Annotated in this window: 21 protein-coding genes and 1 pseudogene; 13 read left to right on the forward strand and 9 right to left on the reverse strand. The window is 63.8% G+C overall.

From position 1 onward, the window contains the following. The 3 genes from CF161_RS19625 to CF161_RS19635 all read left to right on the forward strand — a co-directional run. The coding region (locus tag CF161_RS19625; RefSeq protein ID WP_020298345.1) for a DUF1302 family protein at positions 1-771 on the forward strand (771 nt) is incomplete at its 5' end. A 23-nt stretch (positions 772-794) separates the two neighbouring features. Next, entirely contained in the window at positions 795-2,162 is a 1,368-nt protein-coding gene (locus CF161_RS19630) for a DUF1329 domain-containing protein (RefSeq protein ID WP_020298346.1), read from the forward strand. A gap of 150 nt (positions 2,163-2,312) precedes the next feature. After that, on the forward strand, positions 2,313-4,862 hold the full coding sequence (locus CF161_RS19635; RefSeq protein WP_043229889.1) for a LuxR C-terminal-related transcriptional regulator: 2,550 nt from the start codon (positions 2,313-2,315) through the stop codon (positions 4,860-4,862). A gap of 19 nt (positions 4,863-4,881) precedes the next feature. On the opposite strand, the gene CF161_RS19640 is transcribed toward CF161_RS19635, so the two are convergent. After that, on the reverse strand, positions 4,882-5,673 hold the full coding sequence (locus CF161_RS19640; protein WP_020298348.1) for an IclR family transcriptional regulator: 792 nt from the start codon (positions 5,671-5,673) through the stop codon (positions 4,882-4,884). A 165-nt stretch (positions 5,674-5,838) separates the two neighbouring features. Between CF161_RS19640 and hmgA the strand changes: the two genes are divergently transcribed. From hmgA to CF161_RS19660, 4 genes are all read left to right on the forward strand, one after another. After that, a complete protein-coding gene (hmgA, locus tag CF161_RS19645) occupies positions 5,839-7,143 on the forward strand; it encodes a homogentisate 1,2-dioxygenase (RefSeq protein WP_020298349.1) in 1,305 nt (434 codons plus the stop codon). Between the two features lie 3 nt (positions 7,144-7,146). Next, entirely contained in the window at positions 7,147-8,451 is a 1,305-nt protein-coding gene (gene fahA / locus CF161_RS19650; protein ID WP_020298350.1) for a fumarylacetoacetase, read from the forward strand. Positions 8,452-8,463: 12 nt separating this feature from the next. Continuing rightward, a complete protein-coding gene (maiA, locus tag CF161_RS19655; RefSeq protein WP_020298351.1) occupies positions 8,464-9,102 on the forward strand; it encodes a maleylacetoacetate isomerase in 639 nt (212 codons plus the stop codon). 144 nt (positions 9,103-9,246) lie between these two features. Further along, entirely contained in the window at positions 9,247-10,605 is a 1,359-nt protein-coding gene (locus CF161_RS19660; protein ID WP_020298352.1) for an aromatic acid/H+ symport family MFS transporter, read from the forward strand. 12 nt (positions 10,606-10,617) lie between these two features. Here the strand turns inward: CF161_RS19660 and CF161_RS19665 are convergent, their stop codons facing one another. Both CF161_RS19665 and CF161_RS19670 read right to left on the reverse strand, forming a co-directional pair. Continuing rightward, the gene (locus tag CF161_RS19665) at positions 10,618-11,439 is read right to left on the reverse strand and encodes a class I SAM-dependent methyltransferase (protein ID WP_020298353.1); all 822 of its coding nucleotides are present in this window, start codon (positions 11,437-11,439) and stop codon (positions 10,618-10,620) included. Between the two features lie 101 nt (positions 11,440-11,540). Beyond that, entirely contained in the window at positions 11,541-12,344 is an 804-nt protein-coding gene (locus CF161_RS19670; protein WP_020298354.1) for a SirB1 family protein, read from the reverse strand. A gap of 184 nt (positions 12,345-12,528) precedes the next feature. Between CF161_RS19670 and CF161_RS19675 the strand changes: the two genes are divergently transcribed. From CF161_RS19675 to CF161_RS19685, 3 genes are all read left to right on the forward strand, one after another. After that, the gene (locus CF161_RS19675) at positions 12,529-13,554 is read left to right on the forward strand and encodes a Glu/Leu/Phe/Val dehydrogenase dimerization domain-containing protein (protein WP_020298355.1); all 1,026 of its coding nucleotides are present in this window, start codon (positions 12,529-12,531) and stop codon (positions 13,552-13,554) included. 104 nt (positions 13,555-13,658) lie between these two features. Beyond that, positions 13,659-13,913 (forward strand): hypothetical protein, encoded by a 255-nt coding sequence (locus CF161_RS19680; RefSeq protein ID WP_020298356.1) that lies wholly within the window; start codon positions 13,659-13,661, stop codon positions 13,911-13,913. Further along, the gene (locus tag CF161_RS19685; RefSeq protein WP_020298357.1) at positions 13,910-14,335 is read left to right on the forward strand and encodes a hypothetical protein; all 426 of its coding nucleotides are present in this window, start codon (positions 13,910-13,912) and stop codon (positions 14,333-14,335) included. Before CF161_RS19680 ends, CF161_RS19685 begins: the two co-directional genes overlap by 4 nt. A gap of 176 nt (positions 14,336-14,511) precedes the next feature. Here CF161_RS19685 and CF161_RS19690 read toward each other — a convergent pair. Continuing rightward, positions 14,512-14,766: pseudogene (locus CF161_RS19690) on the reverse strand (YebG family protein); the annotation flags it as partial. A gap of 295 nt (positions 14,767-15,061) precedes the next feature. Between CF161_RS19690 and CF161_RS19695 the strand changes: the two are divergent. After that, on the forward strand, positions 15,062-15,562 hold the full coding sequence (locus tag CF161_RS19695) for a phosphate-starvation-inducible protein PsiE (protein ID WP_020298359.1): 501 nt from the start codon (positions 15,062-15,064) through the stop codon (positions 15,560-15,562). Here the strand turns inward: CF161_RS19695 and CF161_RS19700 are convergent. From CF161_RS19700 to CF161_RS19710, 3 genes are all read right to left on the reverse strand, one after another. Next, positions 15,559-15,876 carry a DUF3509 domain-containing protein gene (locus CF161_RS19700; protein ID WP_020298360.1) on the reverse strand — a complete coding sequence of 106 codons (318 nt, stop codon included), beginning with the start codon at positions 15,874-15,876 and terminating at the stop codon, positions 15,559-15,561. The genes CF161_RS19695 and CF161_RS19700 overlap by 4 nt on opposite strands. 219 nt (positions 15,877-16,095) lie before the next feature. Continuing rightward, positions 16,096-17,409, reverse strand: a complete 1,314-nt coding sequence (locus CF161_RS19705) for a serine/threonine transporter (protein WP_020298361.1) — start codon at positions 17,407-17,409, stop codon at positions 16,096-16,098. 63 nt (positions 17,410-17,472) lie between these two features. After that, a complete protein-coding gene (locus CF161_RS19710; RefSeq protein WP_020298362.1) occupies positions 17,473-18,849 on the reverse strand; it encodes an L-serine ammonia-lyase in 1,377 nt (458 codons plus the stop codon). Positions 18,850-18,984: 135 nt separating this feature from the next. On the opposite strand from CF161_RS19710, the gene CF161_RS19715 reads away from it, so the two are divergent. Both CF161_RS19715 and CF161_RS19720 read left to right on the forward strand, forming a co-directional pair. Further along, positions 18,985-19,932, forward strand: a complete 948-nt coding sequence (locus CF161_RS19715) for a LysR substrate-binding domain-containing protein (RefSeq protein WP_020298363.1) — start codon at positions 18,985-18,987, stop codon at positions 19,930-19,932. A gap of 212 nt (positions 19,933-20,144) precedes the next feature. Beyond that, positions 20,145-20,552, forward strand: a complete 408-nt coding sequence (locus CF161_RS19720) for an HPF/RaiA family ribosome-associated protein (protein WP_020298364.1) — start codon at positions 20,145-20,147, stop codon at positions 20,550-20,552. 83 nt (positions 20,553-20,635) lie between these two features. Here the strand turns inward: CF161_RS19720 and fecA are convergent, their stop codons facing one another. After that, the gene (gene fecA / locus CF161_RS19725; protein ID WP_020298365.1) at positions 20,636-22,993 is read right to left on the reverse strand and encodes a TonB-dependent Fe(3+) dicitrate receptor FecA; all 2,358 of its coding nucleotides are present in this window, start codon (positions 22,991-22,993) and stop codon (positions 20,636-20,638) included. 123 nt (positions 22,994-23,116) lie between these two features. Then, positions 23,117-23,636, reverse strand: a 520-nt coding sequence (locus CF161_RS19730; protein ID WP_020298366.1) for a FecR domain-containing protein, incomplete at its 5' end; no start/stop codon positions are given.

Genomic DNA, 23,636 nt, shown 5'->3' on the forward strand with positions numbered 1-23,636 from the left:
GGCGCCGCCGCGGCGCCCACGGTCCCCGGCGCGGGCGCGGGCCTGGTGCAGAGCGTGATGCTCGGGCGCGGCCAGTATTACCTGGAGTACCCGGAAGACATTCGCCTGTACGGCGCGAGCTTCTCCACCACCTTGCCCACCGGCACCGCCTGGAGCGGGGAAATCAGCTACCGGCCCAACGCACCGGTGCAAATCAACACCAATGACGTGACCCTGGCCCTGCTCAACCCGATTGCCGGCGGCGCGGCATCACCGATCCAGACCACCTTCGGTGCCGACAACACCGGTTACCGGCGCAAGGAAATCACCCAGCTGCAAAGCAGCATGACCCAGTTTTTCGACAACGTGATAGGCGCCGATCGCCTGACCCTGGTGGGTGAGGCCGCCATTGTGCGGGTCGGCGGCCTGGAGTCGAAAACCAAGCTGCGCTACGGGCGCGATTCGGTCTACGGCCAGTACGGGTTCAACGGCGACACCGACGGTTTCGTCACCGCCACCTCCTGGGGCTATCGCGCGCGGGCGATCCTCGATTACAGCAACGTGATCGCCGGGATCAACCTCAAGCCCAACCTGTCCTGGTCCCACGACGTAAAAGGCTACGGCCCCAACGGCCTGTTCAACGAAGGCGCCAAGGCCGTCAGCCTCGGGGTCGATGCCGATTACCGCAACACCTATACCGCCAGCCTCAGCTACACCGATTTTTTCGGCGGTGACTACAACACCCTCACCGACCGCGACTTCCTCGCGTTGAGCTTCGGCGTGAACTTCTGATCAAGCATGAGAAGGACAACTTTATGCGCAAGATGATTTTGCAATGCGGGGCCCTGGCCTTGAGCCTGCTGGCAGCCAACGTGATGGCGGCCGTCACGCCGCAGGAAGCCGACAAGCTCGGCACCAGCCTGACCCCGCTGGGAGCGGAGAAGGCCGGCAATGCCGACGGCTCGATTCCGGCCTGGACCGGCGGCATCCCGAAAAACGCCGGGGCGGTGGACAGCAAGGGGTTTCTCGCCGACCCGTTCGCCAATGAAAAACCGCTGTTCGTGATCACTGCGGCCACGGTCGACAAGTACAAGGACAAGCTGTCGGACGGCCAGGTGGCGATGTTCAAGCGCTACCCGGAAACCTACAAGATTCCGGTCTACCCGAGCCATCGCACCGTGGGCCTGCCACCGGAGATCTACGAGTCGGCCAAGCGCAGCGCGCTGAATGTGACCACGATCAACGACGGCAACGGCCTGGCCAATTTCACCGGCAACCGCTACTACGCCTTTCCGATTCCGAAGAACGGCGTCGAGGTGCTGTGGAACCACATCACCCGTTACCACGGCGGCAACCTCAAGCGCATCATCACCCAGGCCACCCCGCAGACCAACGGCAGCTACACGCCGATCCGCTTCGAGGAAGAAGTGGCGGTGCCGCAGCAGATCCCCGACCTGGACCCGGAAAAAGGCGCCAACGTGCTGACCTTCTTCAAGCAGTCGGTGACGGCCCCGGCGCGCCTGGCCGGTAACGTGCTGCTGGTTCACGAGACCCTGGATCAGGTCAAGGAACCCCGCTCGGCCTGGATCTACAACGCCGGCCAGCGTCGGGTGCGGCGTGCCCCGCAAGTGGCCTATGACGGGCCGGGCACGGCCTCCGACGGGCTGCGCACTTCGGACAACTTCGACATGTTCTCCGGCGCGCCGGATCGCTACGACTGGAAGCTGGTGGGCAAGAAGGAGATGTACATCCCCTACAACAGCTACAAGCTGGATTCGCCAAGCCTCAAGTACGACGACATCATCAAGGCCGGGCATATCAACCAGGACCTGACCCGCTATGAGCTGCACCGGGTATGGGAGGTGGTCGGCACGGTCAAGCCCAACGAACGGCATATCTACGCCAAGCGCCATATGTACCTCGACGAGGACAGCTGGCAGGTGGCGCTGGTCGACCATTACGACGGTCGCGGCCAACTGTGGCGGGTGGCCGAAGGGCATGCTCAGTTCTATTACGACCACCAGGTGCCGGCCTACACGGTCGAGACCCTGTACGACATCATCGCCGGGCGCTACATCGCCCTGGGCATGAAGAACGAAGAGAAGCACAGCTTCGAATTCGGCTTCGCCGCCAAGGCCGCCGACTACACCCCGGCGGCACTGCGGGCGTCGGGGGTGCGGTAGAGCCCGGGCGTTACCGGATGGGCAGAAGGCGACCGTTGGGTCGCCTTTTTTATGGGCCCTGATCAGCCTGCTGAATACTTCTCAACAAGCGCGGAGTTGAGGACTAGGGTGATGCCACGCTGGCTAAAACTATAAAAAAGGCACGTTGCAATGACCGCCATGACTCACCGTCTGGACCGTCCTGGTCTCATGCCCCGCTTGTCCTCCCATCACCTGTGTCGCAGTCGCCTGAGCAGTCCGTTGCTGGCCTCCCAGGCGCGGGTGAAGTTGCTCTGTGCCCCGGCCGGCAGCGGCAAGACCGCGCTGCTTGCCGAGTGCCTGTTGCAGGCGCCGCCCCTGGTGCACGTGTGCTGGTTGCCGATGGCGGGCGCCGAGCAGGGCGCCGCCGATTTTGCCGGCCTGCTGGCCGAGGCCCTGGGCCTGCAGGCCCGCGACGAACTGTCGTTGCTGGCGTACCTGGCGCGCCTGCAAACGCCGACCTGGCTGTTTATCGATGACTATTGCCGTGTCGGCTGCGCCGGCCTCGACGGGTTGCTCGACCGTTTGCTGGCGGTCAGCAGCCCGGCCCTGACCTGGTGGCTGGGGGCCCGGCGCCGGCCCCAGTGCAACTGGCCACGGCTGCTGCTGGACGATGAACTGTACGAGTGCGATGGCGCGCAACTGGCCTTCAGCCAGGCGGATATCGAGCAGTTGCTGCAACAGCTGCCGCAACCGCTGTGCGCGCAAACCGCCAGCCGGATCCTGCAACGCAGCGCCGGTTGGTGCGCCGGGGTGCGCATTGCCCTGCTCGAAGGCAGCGAGTTGGCAGCGCAGCCCTGCAAACAGGGGCGGCCCAACACCCTGCGTGAATACCTGGAGCACGAGCTGTTCAGCCTGTTGTCGGTCGAGTTGGCCGAAGCCTGGCAGGTACTGGCTCATCTGCCGCGCTTCAACGCGGCGCTGTGTGAGCATTTGTTCGGCGCTGGCGAGGGCGCGCAGTACTTGCGTGATTTGCAGGAACTGGGCTGTTTTATCGAACCCTGGGAGGCTTCGGCCGACTGGTTGCAAGTGTTCCCGCCCCTGGCGCGGCTGATGCAGGATGAGGATTGCCCGGCCGGCCGTACCTGGCACCGTCGCGCCTGCCAGTGGTTTATCGCGCAGGAGGACTGGCAGACGGCGTTCGAGCAGGCGCTGCTGGCCCAGGAGTACGAGGTCGCCGTCAGCCTGTTGCAGCACTTCAGCTTCGAGCACCTGTTCGAACAGCAGAACGTGGTGTTGCTGCTGCGCCTGTACGAGCAGCAGGGGGATGAGTTGATGCTGGGCAGCCCGCAATTGGTCGGGCTGCTGACGGCCGCTTTGCTGTTTGCCGGTCGCTTCGATCAGGCCGAAGCCTGCGTCGCGCAGATGGCCCGTTTCACTCCGCAACCCAGTGCCAGCCTGCAACGGCAACTGATCGCCCGCTGGCAAACGCAGCGCGGCTGCCTGTTGCATCTGCAAGGTTGCATGGCGCCTGCGCGCGAACACTTTCTCCAGGCCCTGGATGAGCTGGCGCCCAGTGCCTGGCCGGCGCGTTTGTTGTGCCTGTCGGGCCTGACCCAGCAGGCCTTGCTCAGGGGCGAACTGGATGTGGCCCAGGCCATCAACCGTGAAGCGCTGTGCCTGGCCCGGGCGCAGAATTCGCTGTTGTTCGAGGGCCTGCTGGAGTTGGATCACGCGCAACTGCTGGAACAGCGCGGCGCGCCCCACAGGGCCGAAAGCCTGCTGGCGCGGCTGGATGAATTGCTGCGTCGGCAAACCCGGCGGGCGACGCCGCTGTTGGGGCGGATTGCCTTGCGCCGCGGGCGCCTGGCCTTGCGCCAGGGCAATGAGCCGCAGGCAGCGGAATACTTTCAGGAGGGGCTTGAGCAATGCCTGCGCAGCCAGGACAAGCGGGCGTTGTACGGGTTTCTCGGGCAGGCGCTGCTGGCGGGGAATCGCGGTGATTACGCCCAGGCCTTTGTCCTGCTGCGCGACGCCGAGCGGTTGATGCAGCAGCGGCAGATCCCGGACACGGTGTACCGCGGGGTGCTGTTGCAGATCAGCAGCCATTTCTGGTTGCAGCAAGGGCGCCCGGAGCTGGCCCATGAAGCCTTGAGCCGGGTGCTGCGCCACTATCAGGGCGCAGGCGCGGTACAGGCGCCGCCCGCCACGATCGAACTGATCCCGCGGATCGAATACCTGCTGGTGCTGGCCCAGGTTCACCTGGGGCAAGCCCAGACGCCGCTGGCCACGCTGCAGCGGTTGCTGGAGCAGGCCCGACAGCAGGGCATGCTGGGTTTGCAGGCCGAGCTGCAACTGGCCCTTGCCGAAACCGCCTATTTATTGGGGGACGTTGAACTCTCCGGGCAGGCGCTGCAGGCCGGCATGGCCCTGGCCGCCCGTTGCCAACTGCCCCAGGCGCTGCACGAATTGCGCCTGCGTCAGCCGGATATGCTGCTGGTCCGCGAAGTGCCGCAGCCCGACGCCGACCAGCCCCTGGCCAGCGACAATCCTCTAAGCCTGCGTGAGCTGGAGGTACTGCAACTGATCGCCCTCGGCAGCTCCAACCAGCAGATTGCCGAGCAGCTATTCATCTCCCTGCACACCGTGAAAACCCATGCGCGCCGGATCCACAGCAAACTCGGGGTAGAGCGGCGCACCCAGGCCGTGGCCAAGGCCAAGGCACTGGGCCTGATGAATTGAAGGAGCGCAGCGGCTACGTTCAGGGTTGATAGCCCATGCGCCAGCTGACGGCCTGGCTTGCGGCCAGCAGGCGGCGGGCGGCGGGGCCGTCTTCGTCGGCGTGGAACAGCGAGGTCGGCCCGACCACCGTCAACACGGCGGCGATCTTGCCCATGGCGTCGAACACCGGCGCCGACAGGGCGTCGACCCCCGGCATCAACAGCCCGTGCACATGGTGCAGGCCGCGATGGCGGATCTGCTCGCAGAGCTCGGCGTACACCTGCTCGTCCGCCAGGGCATGGGGGCTGCCGGCCTGCAACTCCTGCTGGCGCAGGTCGATGCTTTCCCGGTTGGGCAAATAGGCGCCAAACACCAGGCCGGTGGACGAACTGAGCAAGGGCAGTACCGAGCCCAACTGCGTCACCACCGTCACCGCACGCACCGCCGGTTCGATATGAACCACGGTCGCGCCCTGGTTGCCCCAGACCGCGAGGAAGCAGGTTTCATTCAGCTCGTCGCGCAGTTCCGCCAGGGGCAGGGCGGCGACTTTCAATACATCCATGCTGCTCAACGCCGCCAGCCCCACGCGCAGGGCTTCGCGGCCCAGTCCGTAATGGTTGGTGGTGCTGTTCTGTTCGGCAAAACCGCTGGCGATCAAAGCTTGCAGGTAGCGGTGGACCTTGCTCGCCGGCATCTGCACGTGTTCGGCCAGGCGCGACAGCGAAGTGGACGGCGCCAACTGCGCCAGGGCCTTGAGAATGTCGGTGCCGACCTCGGCCGAGCGGACTTTCTGTTTACCGTTGCTGTCGCTGGTGCTGCGCGGCTTTTCCATGGAGGCGGTGTGATCCCGAGACGAATGGGCGTCTTTATAGCTTGACGGTCAATACCAATCAAATTACGTTATGCGTAATTGGATTACGATAAAAATAACGCCGCGTGCCGAGACTTCCAGCAATGGAGCAGGGCATCGCTGCCCACTCCATTCACAGGAGGCTCCATGAACCTCGATTCCACGCCGTCCGGCCTGGCCTATCAGTCGGGCTTCGGCAACGAATTCGCCAGCGAAGCATTGCCAGGCGCATTGCCCGTCGGCCAGAACTCCCCGCAAAAAGCCCCTTACGGCTTGTACACCGAACTCTTTTCCGGCACCGCCTTCACCATGGTTCGCAGCGAAGCGCGGCGGACCTGGATGTACCGCATCCAGCCCTCGGCCAATCACCCGGCCTTCGCCAAGTTGGCGCGCCAGCTGGCGGGCGGTTCGCTGGGTGAGGTCACGCCCAATCGCCTGCGCTGGAACCCGCTGGAGATTCCTGCCGAGCCGACCGATTTCATCGATGGCCTGGTGAGCATGGCGGCCAACGCACCGGCACAGAAACCCGCCGGCATCAGCGTCTATCACTACCGCGCCAACCGCTCCATGGAACGGGTGTTCTTCAATGCCGATGGCGAGCTGCTGCTGGTGCCCGAGCAGGGTCGCCTGCGCATCGCCACGGAACTCGGCGTGTTGGAGCTTGATCCGCTGGAAATCGCCGTGTTGCCCCGCGGCCTGAAGTTTCGTGTCGAACTGCTGGACCCCGAGGCGCGCGGTTATGTCGCCGAGAACCACGGCGCGCCGCTGCGCCTGCCGGACCTGGGGCCCATCGGCAGCAATGGCCTGGCCAACCCGCGGGATTTCCTGACCCCGGTCGCCCATTACGAAGACCTCAAGCAGCCCACCCCTCTGGTGCAGAAGTTCCTCGGCGAACTCTGGGGCTGCGAGCTCGACCACTCGCCGCTGAACGTGGTGGCCTGGCACGGCAACAACGTGCCGTACAAATATGACCTGCGCCGTTTCAACACCCTCGGCACCGTGAGTTTCGACCACCCGGACCCGTCGATCTTCACCGTGCTGACCTCGCCCACCAGCGTCCACGGCCTGGCCAACCTCGACTTCGTGATCTTCCCGCCGCGCTGGATGGTGGCCGAAAACACCTTCCGGCCGCCGTGGTTCCACCGCAACCTGATGAACGAATTCATGGGCCTGATCCAGGGCGCCTACGATGCCAAGGCCGAAGGTTTCCTGCCCGGCGGCGCGTCCCTGCACAGCTGCATGAGCGCCCACGGCCCGGACGGCGAGACCTGCACCAAGGCGATCAATGTCGAACTGCAACCGGCCAAGATCGACAACACCATGGCCTTCATGTTCGAGACCAGCCAAGTGCTGCGCCCGAGCCAGTTCGCCCTGGAGTGCCCGCAGTTGCAAAACAATTACGACGCTTGCTGGGCCTCGCTGCCCGCCACCTTCAACCCCAATCGGAGATAACCCATGAGCCAGCCAACCATCACTCGCAGTTGGGTTGCCTCCGCCAATGGGCATGCCGATTTCCCTTTGCAGAACCTGCCCCTGGGCGTTTTCAGCCGCAACGGTTCGGCACCGCGCTTTGGCGTGGCGATCGGCGAGCACATTTTCGACCTGGAAGCCGCGCTGGAGGCGGGCCTGCTTGAAGGCACCGCCCGCGCCGCCGTCGAAGCCGCACGCGGCGGGCAGTTGAATGCCTTCTTCGAACTGGGACGTGGCCCACGGGTGGCCCTGCGCGAACGCCTGCTGGAACTGTTGAGCGAAGGCAGCACCCTGCATGGCAAGATCCAGGCCCAGGGCGCCAAGCTGCTGCCCCTGGCGGCCGACTGCCAGATGCACCTGCCGGCGAAGATCAACGACTACACCGACTTTTATGTCGGTATCGAACACGCGCAAAACGTCGGCAAGCTGTTCCGACCCGACAACCCGCTGCTGCCCAACTACAAGTACGTGCCCATCGGTTACCACGGTCGCGCGTCGACCATCCGCCCCTCGGGCGCCGACGTTCGCCGGCCCAAGGGCCAGACCCTGCCGGCCGGCCAGACCGAGCCGAATTTCGGTCCGTGCGCGCGGCTCGACTACGAGCTGGAGCTGGGGATCTGGATTGGCCAGGGCAACCCGATGGGGGACTCCATTGCCATCGCCGATGCCGCCGAGCATATCGCCGGCTTCTGCCTGCTCAACGACTGGTCGGCGCGGGATATCCAGGCCTGGGAATACCAGCCACTGGGCCCGTTCCTGTCGAAAAGCTTTATCACCAGCATCTCGCCCTGGGTGGTGACGGCCGAAGCCCTGGAGCCATTCCGTCGCGCCCAGCCCGCGCGCCCGGCGGGTGACCCGCAGCCGCTGCCGTACCTGTTCGATGCCCAGGACCAGGCAGCAGGCGGTTTTGATATTGAGCTTGAAGTGCGGCTGACCACCGCCGCCATGCGCGAGCAAGGCCTGCCGGCCCACCGCCTGACCCTGAGCAACACCGGGTACATGTACTGGACCGTGGCGCAGATGGTCGCGCACCACAGCGTCAACGGCTGCCAGTTGCAGGCCGGCGACCTGTTCGGTTCGGGCACGTTGTCCGGCCCGGAAAACGGCCAGTTCGGCAGCCTGCTGGAAATCACCGAGGGCGGCAAAAAGCCGATCGAGTTGCCCAGCGGCGAGGTGCGCAAGTTCCTCGAAGACGGTGACGAAATCATCCTGCGCGGGCGTTGCCGGCGTGAAGGTTTCGCCTCCATCGGCTTCGGCGAATGCCGAGGCACCGTCCTGCCGGCCCGCTAAGAGGTGTGCGCCATGGAGCTCTATACCTACTACCGTTCGACGGCGTCGTACCGGGTGCGCATTGCCCTGGGGCTCAAGGGCCTGGACTTCCAGGCCATCCCGGTCAATTTGCTGGTGCCCAAGGGCGGCGCCAACCGTCAGCCGCAGTACCTGGCGATCAACCCCCAGGGGCGGGTGCCGGCGCTGCGCACCGATGACGGTGAGGTGCTGGTCCAGTCACTGGCGATCGTCGAATACCTCGACGAACGTTATCCACAGGTGCCGCTGCTGTCCCGGGAGCTGACGACCCGGGCCCATGAGCGTGCGGTGGCGGCAATGATCGCCTGCGATATCCACCCGCTGCACAACTCCAGCACCCAGAACCTGTTGCGTGAATGGGGCCACGAGGAAGCGCAGTTGCAGGTGTGGATCGAGCACTGGATCAGCCAGGGCCTGGCGGCTGTGGAGCAACTGATCGGCGATCACGGCTATTGCTTTGGCGAGCAGCCGGGGCTGGCCGATGTGTTCCTGATTCCACAGTTGTATGCGGCCGAGCGCTTCAAGGTGTCGCTGGCGGCCTACCCACGGATTCTCCGGGTTGCGGCGCTGGCCGCAGCGCATCCGGCATTCCGCGCGGCGCACCCCGCCAACCAGCCCGACACCCCGGCCTGAGGCGTCTGCACGCCCCCAGCCAGGCTTGGGGGCGAAATGCCCCAGGGGTCACTCAAGGTTTCAAGGGCTCCGCGACGGAGCCTGCTCCCTCCCCACCTGCAACCCTGCTGCACATAACCATAAAAACAGAACAGGTACCTTGCGATGCACAATCAGATTGCCAGCTTTCGGGCGGCGCTCGACGCCCGACCGGTGTCGCGTTATCAGTGGTTACTCTTACTGCTATTGGCGTTGCTGTTGGTCACCGACGGCTATGACGCTCAGGTTCTGGGGTACGTGGTGCCGGCCCTGGCCCGGGATTGGGGCCTGGAAAAAGCCGCCTTCGGCCCGGTGTTCAGCGCCAACCTGTTGGGCCTGACCCTGGGCTCGCTGGCCGTGACGCCCCTGGCGGACCGTTTTGGTGTGCGGCGGATTCTGCTCTGCTGCGTGCTGATCTACGCCAGCCTCACGGTGTTGATGATCTTCGCCAACTCCCTGAACACCCTGATGGCGGCGCGCTTTATCTGCGGCATCGGCATGGGAGGGGCGATGCCCAGTGCCATGGCGCTGATGTCCGACTATTCGCCGCCGCGCCTGCGCACCCTGATGGTGACCTTGGCCGCCTGCGGGTTTTCCTTTGGGGGCGCGGCGGGTGGTTTTGTCGCGGCCGGGTTTATTGATCGCTTCGGCTGGGAGGCGGTGTTCCTGGCCGGCGGCGTCACGCCGTTGCTGCTGTTTCCGTTTCTCGCCTGGTGCCTGCCCGAGTCCCTGCCACGCCTGCTGCGTGACGCGCCGCCCTATGCGCGCCTGCGTAAAGTCAGTGCGCGGATGCTGCCGGACTGGACGCCACCGGCGGCATCGGCCGAGCAGAACGCGCAGGAGCAGGGCAGCCAACTGACGGTGATCGAACTGTTCCGCCACGGCTATGCGCGGCCGACCCTGCTGATCTGGTCGACGTTTTTCGTCAGCCTGATCCTGCTGTATTTCATGATCAGCTGGTTGCCTTCGCTGTTGCTGGAAAGCGGGCTGGGCCTCAATCAGGCGAACCTGGTGACATCGATGTTCCTGTTCGCCGGCACCCTCGGCGCCATTTGCATGGCCTGGTTCGCCGACCGCCTGAAGCGCAAGGTGCGCCTGCTCTCGGGCGTCCTGGCTGCGGCTGCGGTCTGCACCATTCTGCTCGGCCTCAACCACGACAGCCCGCGCTACCTGGTGGCTTTTGTGTTCGCCGCCGGGTTTTGCATCATCGGCGGGCAACTGACCCTCAACGCCTTCGCCAGTAACTTCTACCCGGCCCATGTGCGGGCCACGGGCACCGGCTGGGCCCTGGGTGTCGGCCGCTTCGGCTCGATTCTCGGGCCGCTGTTCGGCAGCATGCTGCTGGCGATGCACGTGCCGGTGCAGCAGATTTTCTTCTTCTGCGCGATTCCGGCAGTGCTCGCGGCGCTGCTGATTATCCAGGTACGTTCGCCGCTGGACGCTTCGCCGACGCCAGCAGACCAGCCCCAGGCTGCGACCCGTTGATTGCAGGGGCGGTCAGGCCGCTGTCGCGCGGATCAGGCGCAGGCCCCAGCCGGTGGGTATTGTGCCGTCCGCGCGTTGCAGCGCAGTGACCGAGGTTTCCAGGCGTTGCTTCAACAACGCCTGGCCGGCGGCTGATAGCCGATCCAGGTCATAGGTGTCGTTGAGCGCGGTCCAGAGTTCGTCGAACTGCGGGGCCCACTCAACGTCCAGCTCGTCGAACTCGATGCCACTGAAGCGCGCGCCGAGCAGCTCGCGCCAGCCCGCTTCCGAACGGGTGCGCGGGTCGCCCATGGGCAAGGCGGGCAGGGCGTGTTCCCGGGCCACGCTGCGAAAGGCCTGGAGGTAGAGCTCGCCGATTTCCCCCAGGAGAAACCCGCGGCCGACAATCGCCGCGAACTGTCCGCCCGGGCGCAGTACCCGGCGAGTCTCGTCGACTACCTGTTGCAGGTCATCCATCAACATCAGGGCCAGGTGCGACAGCGCCACATCAACGCTGGCCGCAGGCAGTGACAGGGCCTGGGCGCGTTGGTGCAGCAGTTGCCCGCGCGTCCCCAGGCGCTGGCGCGCGGCAGCGAGTTCGTTGTGGCTCATGTCGACGCCGATCAGCGCCAGGTCCGGGTCCTGCTCGGCCAGCAGGTGCAGCAGGTAACCATCGCCACAGGCGATATCCAGCACCGTCTGCGGCCGCCCTGTGCACTTCACGGTCGAGGCCAGTACCGCGTAGGACGAGCCGCGTCCGGCAATGTTCAGGGGGGCGAAGGCGACGCTGGTGGTGCCGGGGCGGCGCTGGTGAAAATCCTTCAGGAACAGCTCGGTAGCGGACAGTGTGTGCATCAAGGGTCATCCATGAGTCAGGGGCAGGAGCGTGATCGCGCAAATGCGGGCAGGCTCGCGCGGGTTGCGGCGGGCGATGCCAGGCGGGAGCAGCGGCAGGATCAATGCACGATGGTATTGGGCGGCAAATGGCCCAGGCGTTCGGTCAGGCGCAGGCGCTGGATCGGGTCTTCGCTGAGCAGCAGGGCGTGCTCCAGGTCGAAGCGTTCGGCGTTCGGGCAGTCCAGGCGCTGGTAGAGGCTGGCGCGGGCCAGGTAGTCGGCGGCGCTGGCGTTGCCCAGTTCCAGCACCCGCTCGGCATCGATCAGGGCGCCGAGGTTATCATCGTTGGCCAGGTGCAACTGGCGCAGGTTGCGCGACAGGCGCTGGAGAATCTGCACCGGCTGCGCGGTGAGCATGTGTTCGGCGACGAGCTTGATGTTGTTGCCGTACTGGCGTTGCAGCAGTTCACGGCAGTCGGCGGGGTACAGGCGCCGGCCGCCACAAGGGTCCAGCAGGTGGTCGGCGCCGGGCACGCGCAACAGGAAATGCCCGGGGAAGTTGACCCCCACCAGGGGGATTTCCAGGCGCCGCGCCAGCTCCAGGGCAATCAGCCCCAGGGCCAGGGGCTGCCCGCGCCGACGTTGCAAGACCTTGTCCAGCAAGGCCGCCTGGGCGCGCAGCGGTGTGGCTTCGTCCTGCTGGAAGCCCAGGTCATTCATGCGCCGCAACAAGGGCTGGCCCAGTTCGCTGACCGGCAACATGGGCAAGCCCGAGCTGATCCGCTGCTGCAAATCCTTGAAGTCGTGCAGCAGGTCTTCGGGGGCGACAGCGGTGTCGTGCTCGGCGGCAATCCACAGCGCCGCTTCGAAGAGTGCGGGCGGGGAGCGGTGCAGGCAGGCGAAAAAAGCTTGGCGCGGGTTCATCTCGATCTCCGACGGATGCCTCGTTTTAGCCCGCTGACGCTCGTTCGTCCAGTACTGCACACACGCCGTAGCAGGTTATTTCCTAAAGCCCGCATAGGCCTTGGGCTTATTCCCGAGCGCTCCAGCAAATTCCAGGCGCAAGCCTATACTGGCGTCTACAAGAAGTGATTCGGGGAGCCCGACGATGTTCGCTCTCATGCAAAGCACTCGCCTTGAATCGCTGCACCTGAGCGTTGATCCGGTCACCGGATTGAAGGCGGTGATTGCCATTCATTGCAGCCGCCTGGGGCCCGCCCTGGGCGGCTGTCGTTACCTTGCCTACCCCGACGATGAAAGTGCCGTGGCGGATGCTGCGCGCCTGGCCCAGGGCATGAGCTACAAGGCCTCACTGGCCGGGCTGCCCCAGGGCGGCGGCCAGGCGGTGATCATTCGTCCACCCCATGTGGAAAGTCGCGCCGCGCTGTTCGAAGCCTTCGGTCGCTGTATCGAGCAGCTCGACGGGCGCTACATCACCGCCATCGACAGCGGCACCTCGGTGGCCGACATGGATTGCATCGCGCAACAGACCCAGCACGTCACCAGCACCAGTGCCGCCGGCGACCCTTCGTCCTATGCCGCCCTTGGCGTGTTTGCCGGGATACGCAGCACGGCCATGGCGCGCCTGGGCAGTGACAACCTGGAAGGCCTGCGCGTGGCGATCCAGGGCCTGGGCAATGTCGGCTTCGCCCTTGCCGAGCAGTTGCACGCCGCCGGGGCCGAGCTGCTGGTCAGCGACATCGACCCGGGCAAGGTGCAACTGGCCATGGAGCAACTGGGCGCCCATCCGATTGCCAACGATGCGCTGCTCAGCACCCCGTGCGACATCCTCGCGCCGTGCGGCCTGGGCGCCGTGCTCACCAGCCACAGCGTGGCGCAATTGCGCTGTTCGGCGGTGGCAGGTTCGGCCAACAACCAACTGACCAACCTGCAGGTCGCCGATCAACTGGAGCGCCGCGGCATCCTCTACGCGCCGGACTACGTGATCAATGCCGGTGGGCTGATCTATGTCTCGCTCAAGCACCGCGGTGAAGAGTTGTCGACCATCACCGCCCATCTCTCGAAAATCAGCTCGCGGTTGACCGAAGTCTTCGCCCACGCCCAGGCCGAAAAACGCTCCCCGGCCCGGGTGGCGGATGAGTTGGCGGAGCGGGCGTTGTATCGCCAGGCATAGGCGTCTTAACCGTTGCCGGTGCTCGCTGTAACATTAGCGCCCGCAACGGTTGCAGGCGTCAGCCCAACCACCGACTGCTCAACTGACACGGAATGTATTGGACGATGCTTGAAGCGCTGGACAGTGGGCTGGATCAGCAGTTGGCGTCTCGATTGCGCGGCGGCGCGGACCTTGAGGCAATACGTGATGTTCTGGTGCAGTACCGGGACAAGGGCTTTACAGCGCAGGCTGTGTACAACCATCTGCAATTCATCAGGCTTGAAGCGCCTGAAGACGTCGAAGACCGCATCCTGGAGGCCATGGATATAGCATCCGGCTACTGCTCGGCAGGGTTCAGGGTGTGGGACGTCGCGCAATGACAGACGCAGATACGGATCGGGCGTTGAGCGGGTGCTCTGTCAGGGACTTGCAGCTCTACGCTGCCGGGTGTCTGGAGGCCTACTGCACAGGCAAGGGGCTGCGTCACCCGTCCATCGATGACTTGCTGAAGCACCTCAGGGCCTATCCGCAACACGATCATCTACTGGCGTGGGAGAGGGCGGGGGCGTTACTGGCAGTGAATGGTCGGGGCGATGACTTGCCGCAGGAGCTTGTCGCCGTGATGTTGCCTCAAGATATCGAGGCGTTCTCCAGCATTGTCGATAGCGCGGTTGAAGTCGGCATTGTCGATCTGTATGGAGACTCAACGCACTTGCCGGCCAGCTTTGTGCGAAACATCAGGTCCATGCTGCGGCGCAATGGCATCGATGTGCCCGATATGAACGAGACGATCTCAACCTGATGGGCCGCTGCCAAAAGGCCATGACTCTATCCCACGCATGAAAAAAGCTCTGTGCCAGGGGCACAGGGCTTATTCAATTCGGGCGAAGCTTATTTTGCAGCCTTGGCCGCTTTCGCCGGTTTGCTCGGCGCCTCGACTTCGGCGGGCTGCTCCGCTTCGACAGTCTCCACTGCGGGAGCGGGAGCGCTGAGCAACTCGGACAGGGCGTCCGGCTGGCTCTTGAATGCCTTGGCAAACACATCGCGGTTTTTTGCCATGTAGATCCCGGCTTCTTCCACTTGCTGCTCGCTCAGCGACGGCACGGCTTTTTGCAGCACTTCGGCGAGCAATTCAGCCAGTTCGAGCATTTTGTCATGACGATCAGCTTCGGCTTTATCCATGAACAAGCGCTCCAGATCTCGGCTGCTGCGGTATACCACTTCGACGGCCATTTACCACCTCACATGCCTTCACGATAATTGGTCTTTTGCGACTACTGTATTTATATACAGGTCAAAGGATAGGCGAATCTCTGTCCCTTGGATAGTGGCTTTTTAATGTAGCCGGGATTTTTGTTTTGTCGCGGGACAATTCCGTGGCTGGCGCGGGTTGGATAAAAGGTTGAACGTGCCTCATGTCATGCCGCCATCATCTTACTGACGGGCCTCTGGCCTTTTTTCTGCATGCAGAACAACCGTCACGTCCAACCCGCATCATCCGGTCGAAGCGACCTAAGGAAAAACCATCGTGAAAATCAATTGGGCCGAGAACCTGCGGCAGAACGTTCATCAACTGGCCGAGTCTCTGGGCAATCTGTTTGTCGAGTCGTTCCATTACCTGGCGCTGTTCGCCATTGGTGCCGTGACCGCCTGGGCCGCGGTGATGGAGTTCTTGCAGATGATCGAGGCGGGTCATATCAAGATCGACGACATTCTGCTGCTGTTCATCTACCTCGAACTGGGCGCCATGGTCGGGATCTACTTCAAGACCAACCACATGCCGGTGCGTTTCCTGATCTACGTGGCGATCACCGCCCTGACCCGGCTGCTGATCTCCAACGTCTCGCACCACAACCCGCCGGACGTGGGGATCATTTACCTGTGCGGCGGGATTCTGCTGCTGGCCTTCGCGATCCTGGTGGTGCGCTACGCCTCCTCGCAGTTCCCCTCGGTGAAGATCGAGAACCCGCAGCGCAAGCTCGGCGCGGGCTCCAGCGAGCATCCTGAAGTGGAGAAGGGCGAGCTTTAAACCACCATGCCCAAGGGTGAAGGGCCGCTGCCGGCCGGTGGCGGCAGCTTCAGGCTGTCGCTGTTGGTCATGGCTTCAAGGATCGCCATGGCGCTGTGGCCCTGCTCGATGGCGATGCCGAACTGGATGCTTTGCACCAGGCGCTTGAGGCGTTGCGGATCATTGCGCTGATGGGCGCTGATCATGCGCTTGGCCACCACCCGCCCGGCCTTGGACAGGGTCAGCATGATGCTGCCGTCCAGGCCCTGGATGCTCAGGTTGACCTGGTACTCCGGGGTGAAGGTGTCGGTAATCAGTTGAAATGGGTTATCCATGGTGCGTCACCGCGTGATTGGATCGTGCAGTCATTGACCGGCAGTGATCGAGATTAGTTCGCGATACCAGACCACTGGCAGGCCGTTCGCTGAGGTTTGATAACGTCCGTATTCCTCAAGAGCTGACAAAGCAAGGGGCATGCCGCTCACCGCGAAACCCAGCAAACGCAGGCCTAAAAAAGCGGACCATGGGGTCCGCTTTTTTTATCGGCGCCCGTTTCAGGGCACGACCGAATAAATGATCGCTGACAGTGCGATCAGGCCGATCAGCACCACGAACACATTCGACAGCCGGCCTGAATACTGGCGCAGTGAAGGCACGCGCCGAATGGCGTACATCGGCATCAAGAACAACAGGCAGGCGATCACCGGGCCGCCCATGGTTTCGATCAGGCGCAGGATGCTCGGGTTGAGGGTGGCCACAGCCCAGCAGGTGACGATCATGAACAGCGCAGTCAGGCGCTCCAGCCAGCTCGCGGAAATCACCCGGCCACGGCTGCGCAGGCTTTTCACGATCAGACCCTGGAAGCCTTCGCTGGCACCCAAGTAGTGGCCGAGGAAGGATTTGGTGATGGCCACCAGGGCGATCAGGGGCGCGGCGTAGGCGATGACCGGGGTCTGGAAGTGGTTGGCCAGGTACGACAGGATCGAGATGTTCTGCGCCTTGGCCGCCACCAGGTCGGCCGGTGACAGGGCCAGCACGCAGCTGAAGCAGAAGAACATCACCGTCAGCACCATCATTGCGTGAGACATGGCCAGGATCGCGCTGCTTCTGGGTTCGGCCTGGGCACCGTACTGACGCTTCTGATCGACCGCGAACGCGGAAATGATCGGCGAGTGGTTAAAGGAAAACACCATCACCGGGATCGCCAGCCACAGGGTCTTGAAGAACAGCGACAGCGGCATGCTTTCACTGGCCGAGGCGAGGAAGGCGCCGTTCCAGTTCGGGATCAGGCTCAGCGCCAGCAGCAGCAAGGCGGCGACAAAGGGGTAGACCAGTACGCTCATGGCCTTGACGATCACGCCCTGGCCGCATCGCACGATGGCCATCAGGCCGAGGATCAGAGCCAGGGAAAGCACCGCCCGGGGCGGCGGGGCGATGTGCAGTTGGTGTTCCAGGAAGTTGGTGAGGGTGTTGGTCAGCGCCACGCTGTACATCAGCAGGATCGGGAAGATGGCGAAGAAATACAGCAGGGTGATCAACTTGCCCGCGCCCACTCCGAAGTGTTCCTCCACCACTTCAGTGATGTCGCCGGAGCGCCCCGAGAGCACGAAACGGGTCAGCCCGCGATGGGCAAAGAAGGTCATCGGAAACGCCAGCAATGCCAGCACGATCAGCGGCCAGAAGCCGCCGACGCCGGCGTTGATCGGCAAAAACAGGGTGCCGGCACCAATGGCGGTGCCGTACAGGCCGAGCATCCAGGTGGTGTCGTGCTTGCTCCAGCCCTTGCGGGTGGTGGTGTCGCGGGTGGTTGCGGTGGAAGCGGGTTGTGCAGCGGGATTTTCGGCAGCAGGTGTTCGTGCATCGGTCATCGGTATCGCCTCGTTATTATTTTTGCTCGGGCTCACGTGGGGCGGACAGTCAGGTCATGCTCCTCAGCATTCGACCCAACTCACGGCCAGGCCGCCCCGTGAAGTTTCTTTGTATTTGTCGTGCATATCGGCGCCGGTATCGCGCATGGTGCGGATCACCCGGTCCAGGGAAATAAAGTGTTTGCCATCCCCGCGCAGGGCCATTTGCGTGGCGTTGATCGCCTTGACCGCGGCGATGGCGTTGCGCTCGATGCAGGGCACCTGCACCAGGCCGCCGACCGGGTCGCAGGTCAGGCCGAGGTTGTGCTCCAGGCCGATTTCGGCGGCGTTTTCCAGCTGCTCCGGGGTCGCGCCGAGGATCTGTGCCAGGCCGGCGGCGGCCATGGCACAGGCGGAGCCGACCTCGCCCTGGCAGCCGACTTCGGCGCCGGAGATCGAGGCGTTTTTCTTGCAGAGGATGCCCACCGCCGCCGCGCCGAGGAAAAAGTTGATGACGTCGTCATCGCAGGCGTCGGCGTTGAACTTCATGTAGTAATGCAGCACCGCCGGAATGATCCCCGCCGCGCCATTGGTCGGCGCGGTGACCATGCGTCCGCCGGCGGCGTTTTCCTCGTTCACCGCGAGGGCGAACAGGTTGACCCACTCCATGGCCGACAAGGTCGAGCTGATGACATTCGGCTTGCCGATTTCCAGCAGGCTGCGGTGCAATTTGGCCGCCCGCCGTGGCACGTCGAGGCCGCCGGGCAGGGTGCCTTCGTGGCGCAGGCCCTGCTCGACACACTCGCGCATCACCGACCAGATATGCAGCAGGCCGCTGCGGATCTCGGCCTCGCTGCGCCAGGCCCGTTCGTTGGCCATCATCAGCTCGCCGACGCTCAGGCCATGCTGCTTGCACAGCGCCAGCAACTGGGCGGCGCTGTTGAAGTCGTAAGGCAGTTCGACACTGTTGCCTGCCGTGGCGCCGGCGGCGACTTCGGCGGCTTCGACGATAAATCCGCCGCCGACCGAGTAGTAGGTCTGCTCCCACAGCGGGCCGTTGGTATCAAAGGCGGTCAGGGCCATGGCGTTCGGGTGGTAGGGCAGGCTTTCGTCGAGCAGCAGCAGGTCACGGTGCCAGTCGAAGGCAATGCTGGAGCGCCCGCCCAGGCTGAGTTCGCCTGATTCGCGCAGGTGCTGGATGCGTGGGCCGATGCTGCTTGGGTCGATGCTGTCGGGCCATTCGCCCATCAGCCCCATGACGCTGGCGCGGTCGGTGGCATGACCGACACCGGTGGCGGAAAGCGAGCCGTACAGGCGGATTTCGACCCGTTGCACCTGGTCTTGCAGGCCTTGGTCGAACAGCGATTGAGCGAAGGTCGCGGCGGCGCGCATCGGGCCCACGGTGTGGGAGCTGGAAGGGCCGATGCCGACCTTGAAGAGATCGAAAACACTGATAGCCATGCTAAAGCCTTACAAGCAATGGAGGAGGAATCGCTGCCATTTTTTGTAGGCCGAGCGCAATGTCGGCGATACTGCCTGCCTCGGTCAGCACTGACCAACGAAACTTCCTAAGACAGCCTTTAGCAGGACTAAACGATGAGCCGTCAGTTTCATGCCCAGACTTACGTCTGGCTGCATGTGTTTTCCTGTGCCGCGCGGCACTTGTCGTTCACCCGTTGTGCGGAGGAGCTGCACATCACCCCAGGCGCGGTCAGCCAGCAGATCCGTCAGTTGGAGGAGCGCCTGGGTTTTCGCCTGTTTCATCGCCGTGCCCGTGGCGTGGAGTTGAGCGCTGAAGGCCAGCGCTTGGCGGTTACGGTGAACGAGGCCTACGGCAGCATCGACGCCGAACTGCGGCGGTTGGATGCGGGGATGATCAGCGGAATCCTGCGTTTGCGTTCGATCCCGTCCTTTCTCGGCAAATGGCTGACGCCGCGCCTGCCACGCTTGCAGCAGCGTTTTCCGGATATCCAGTTGCGGCTGGTGGCGGAAGACAGCAGCGTGGCCCTGCACGAGGGCGACTTTGACCTGGCCATCGACCTCAACGACGGCAGTTACCCGGGTTTGTTATCCACAGCCTTGCTGGATGAGCAGATATTTCCGGTCTGTGCGCCGAGCCTGCTGCGTGGGCGTCCGCCGCTGCATGGGCCGGCGGATCTGGTGCACTTTCCGTTGCTGCACGACATCACCGCCTGGCGTGGCAGCTATGAATATGCGGAGTGGGAGTTCTACCTGAATGCCATCGGTTTTGAAGGCGCGGACGTGCGGCGCGGGCACACCTTCAACCGTAATCACCTGACCATCGAGGCGGCCATTGCCGGGATGGGCGTGGCCATTGCCCGGCGAACCTTGCTCAACGATGAGCTGGAGCGTGGCACCTTGATCGTGCCGTTCGGCCTCGCCGTGCCCAACCACAAACGTTATGTATTGATGTATGCACCGGGTGCGCTGAGCCACCCAGGCGTGCGTGCGGTGCATGACTGGCTGGTGGAGGAAGCGGAGATTTTTCGCGGCATGCACCCGCTGGGCGAGGGGCAATTATGAGCAAAGATGACAGGGTACGAGGGCGACCCAACTCCCGACAGTAACAGCGCTTTTGCTGCTTGTCCGGGTTTATTTGCGAATGAATATTTATCTTTTTTTGGGGGTTGAATTGTTCGCCGCTCTGCCCAACTCTAGTAAACAAGAGGTCACGAAAACGACACCGCAAGGTGCTACCGGGCCTCTCGCGAGCTAGCTGAAATAAGGGAAGAACTATGCAAATCCAAGTCCATAGCGATAACCATATTCAAAGCAGCATCCGTCTGGAGGAGTGGGTAAAAAATACCGTTGAGAGCACCCTGGAACGCTACGAAGAAGATTTGACCCGGGTTGTGGTTCACCTGCGGGACGAGAACGGCGACAAGCCCGGTCCCCACGATTTGCGCTGCCAACTGGAGGCGCGGCCAAAAGGCCATCAACCGATTTCTGTAACGCACAAGGCCGACACACTGGAGCAGGCGATCGACGGAGCTGCCATCAAGCTCGAAAGCGCCCTGGAGCACATGTTCGGCAAGTTGCGCAGCAAACGCGCTGCCGCCACGCATACAGCCGATAGCGGCGAGGCCGACGCACTGCTTGAAGAAGAATTTCTGGAAAACGAACAGGCTGCACTCAATAGCTGACGCCTAAGAAAGTCCCCCACCAACGGGCCTGCATTTGCAGGCCCGTTTTTTTTGTGGGCATCAATGGCAACGGTTGTCGGCGCTCAGAAGGCGACCGAGGTCTGCACGTACAGGGTGCGTGGCTCGCCCACGTATTTGCCCATGTTGTTGTCTTCGAAGGAGCGGGTGAAGTACTGGTGGTTGAGGATGTTTTTCACCCCCACCGCCACGTTCAGGTCAGACAGCTGCGGGCCGAAATCGTAGGCTGCGCGACTGCTGAACAGCATGTAGCCCGGGATAGTGCCGACGTTGCCCAGCGCGTTTTCCGCCGAGGTATTGGCGTTGTCGGCGAACTGGCTGCTCTGGTAGCTGCTGTCGAGGTTGAGCTTCCATGCACCTTGGGTGTAACCCAGGCCCAGGGTGCCTTTATGCCGGGATGAAAACGGTACGCGGTTGCCCTTGTTCGGCCCGTCCTCGCGGATGGTGGCGTCGACATAGGCATAGGTCGCATACAGGTCGAAGCCGGTCAGGGCCGGGCTCAGGCCGTCGAGGGCGTAGTTGATGCTGCTCTCGATCCCCTGATGGCGGGTTTCACCGCGGGCGATCACGGTGTCGTTGGTCTGGTTGCTTTCATACTGGTTGTCGAAATTGATCAGGAACGCCCCAACTTCGGCGCGCAGGCCGCCGTGCTCATAGCGGGTGCCCAATTCCCAGGTTCGGGCTTTTTCCGGCTTGATCTCGCCTTTGTCGACGCGGTTGCGCATCTGGCTGTATTGCACGCTGCCGAATGAACCTTCGGTGTTGGCGTACAGGTTCCAGCTGTCGTTGAGGTGATAGAGCACGTTCAACGCCGGCAACGCGGTGTTGTAGTCGCCCTTGTACTGGGCATTGAGGCGCTTGTCGGTCTGCTCCGACTCGATCATCTCGTAGCGAATGCCGGGGGTGATGGTCCATTTGCCGATATCGATGCGGTCGTCGAGGAAAATCGCATGGGCTTCGGTGCTGCCCCGGGTATTGCGGTCCCTGGTGTCCGCCGTGGTGGGCAACTGCTGGGCGGCAATCGGTGTGATGAAGCGCTGTTCGTGGCCCGCTTCGTTGATGTAGCGGTAGCCCAGGCCCAGTTCGTGGCGGGTGGGGCCGAGGTCGAAACCCTGGGCGAAACGGCTTTCCAGCCCGCGCACCCAGTACTCGCGCGGCGACAGCGAAATAACGCTGCGCTGATCCAGATAGCCGCTGCGCAGGGTCTTGGTGAAGAAGCTGTTGACGGTGAATTCCCGGCGATCTTCCTGGTAGCGGTAGCCGACATTGAACATCGTGCGGCGGCCCCAGAACTTGTCGAACGGCCGGGTCGACTGATACGGGTCGGCCTTGTACGCCGCAGTGCTCAAGCCGCCTGGCATATCGGCCTGGCCCTCGTAGTACTGGGCCATGGCGTTGAAGCTGTTGGCCTCGTCGAGTTGATACTGGCCCTTGAGGATCAGGTCGTCGATCTGCGTGTCGCTGTGCTCGCGCCAGTCGCCGCCGCGGGTGCCGGAGTACAGCAGCGCACCGCCCAGGCCATTGTCGGCGGTGCCGCCGGCCAGCAGGTTGCCGGTGGTCTTGAAGCCGTCATGGCTGGACGACGGGCTGGTCTCGGTCTGCACCCCGCCCTTGAGCGTCGGTTCATCGGGAATCGCCCGGGTCACGAAGTTGACGATTCCGCCGACGTTCTGCGGCCCGTAGCGCACCGCGCCGCCGCCACGCACCACGTCCACGGCATCCATGTTGCCCATGCTGATGGGGGCGAACGACAGCTGCGGCTGGCCATAGGGCGCGAACGGTACCGGGATCCCATCCATCAACACCGTCGAGCGCGACGCCAGGCGCGGATTGAGCCCGCGGATACCGAAGTTCAGCGCCATGTCGTGGCTGCCGGTGCCGTTGTTTTCCGGTGCGTTGACCCCGGGAATGCGGTTCAGCACATCCCGGGCCTGGGTCGCGCCCTGGCGTTCGAATTCTTCACGGCGGATCACGTCCCGGGCGCCGGGATGTTCGAACACATTGCTCTGCGCCGCATCGCCCAGCCAGTCCCCGACCACGCTCGAGGCCCCGAGCTCCAGGGGCGCCGGGGTGTTGTCGGTGCTCAGCGGTTGCAGGCTGTAGGCGTTGTTGCCTTCGGCCCGGGCTTGCAGGCCGGTGCCTTCGAGCAGCAGCTTCAAGCCTTGTTCGGTGCTGTAGTGGCCGTCCAGACCGGGACTCTGCACGCCGTTGGTGACCTGCGAACCAAAGGAAATCAGCACCCCGGCTTCACGGCCGAACTGGTTGAGCGCGCTTTCCAGGGACGCCGGGGCAATGTGATAAGCCCTGGCCTGGGCGGTGTCCGCGTGGGCCAGGGGCAGGGCGCCGAAACTCAGGCTGGCGCCCAGCACCCAGTGGCGCAGCGTGCGGGCTAGTGGGGTAAGGCGAGGGGTGTGCTGGGGCATGGCTGACTGTCCAGAGAAGGGGGAATCAAGGTGGCTTTCCTTGTCTGTCACCCGAGCTGTGCAAAACGGCTCACCCGCCAGCAAAAAAAATCCGTCGTTAACATTCGCCGTGTCGCCGCGGCCTCAGGCGCGGGCCTGGACCGTGACCCAGTAGCGGGTGAAGCGCCGCACTTTGACCGGCAGGCTGATTTCCAGCAGGTCGAGAATCCGTTCGCTGTCGTCCAGTGGATAACTGCCCGACAGCAGCAGGTCGGCGACCCTGGGGTCGCAGTTGAGCTGGCCGCGTCGATAACGGCCCAGTTCTTCGAGAAAATCCGCCAGGCGCATATGGGCCGCCACCAGCATCCCTTCGCTCCAGGCCCCGCTGTTGGCATCCAGCGCCGTCGGGGTGCCCCAGCCCTGGGCGCTGAAGCTCAGTTGCCGCGCCGGCGGCACCAGCAGGGGGGCGCCGCTGAAGGCGGCCGGGCTCAGGCTGACCCGACCGCTGAACACCGCCAACTGGCTGCGTTGCTTGAACTGGCGCAGGTTCAGCCGCGCGCCCTCGGCCTGCACCAGGCCCTCGGCGGTCTGCACCCGCAGCGGGCGGTTGTCGGCGGCGCTGCTGAGCATGATTTCGCCTTCGAGCAGGCGGATCAGCCGCTGC

The organism is Pseudomonas sp. CF161 (genome assembly GCF_000416215.1).
Classification (GTDB): Bacteria; Pseudomonadota; Gammaproteobacteria; order Pseudomonadales; family Pseudomonadaceae; genus Aquipseudomonas.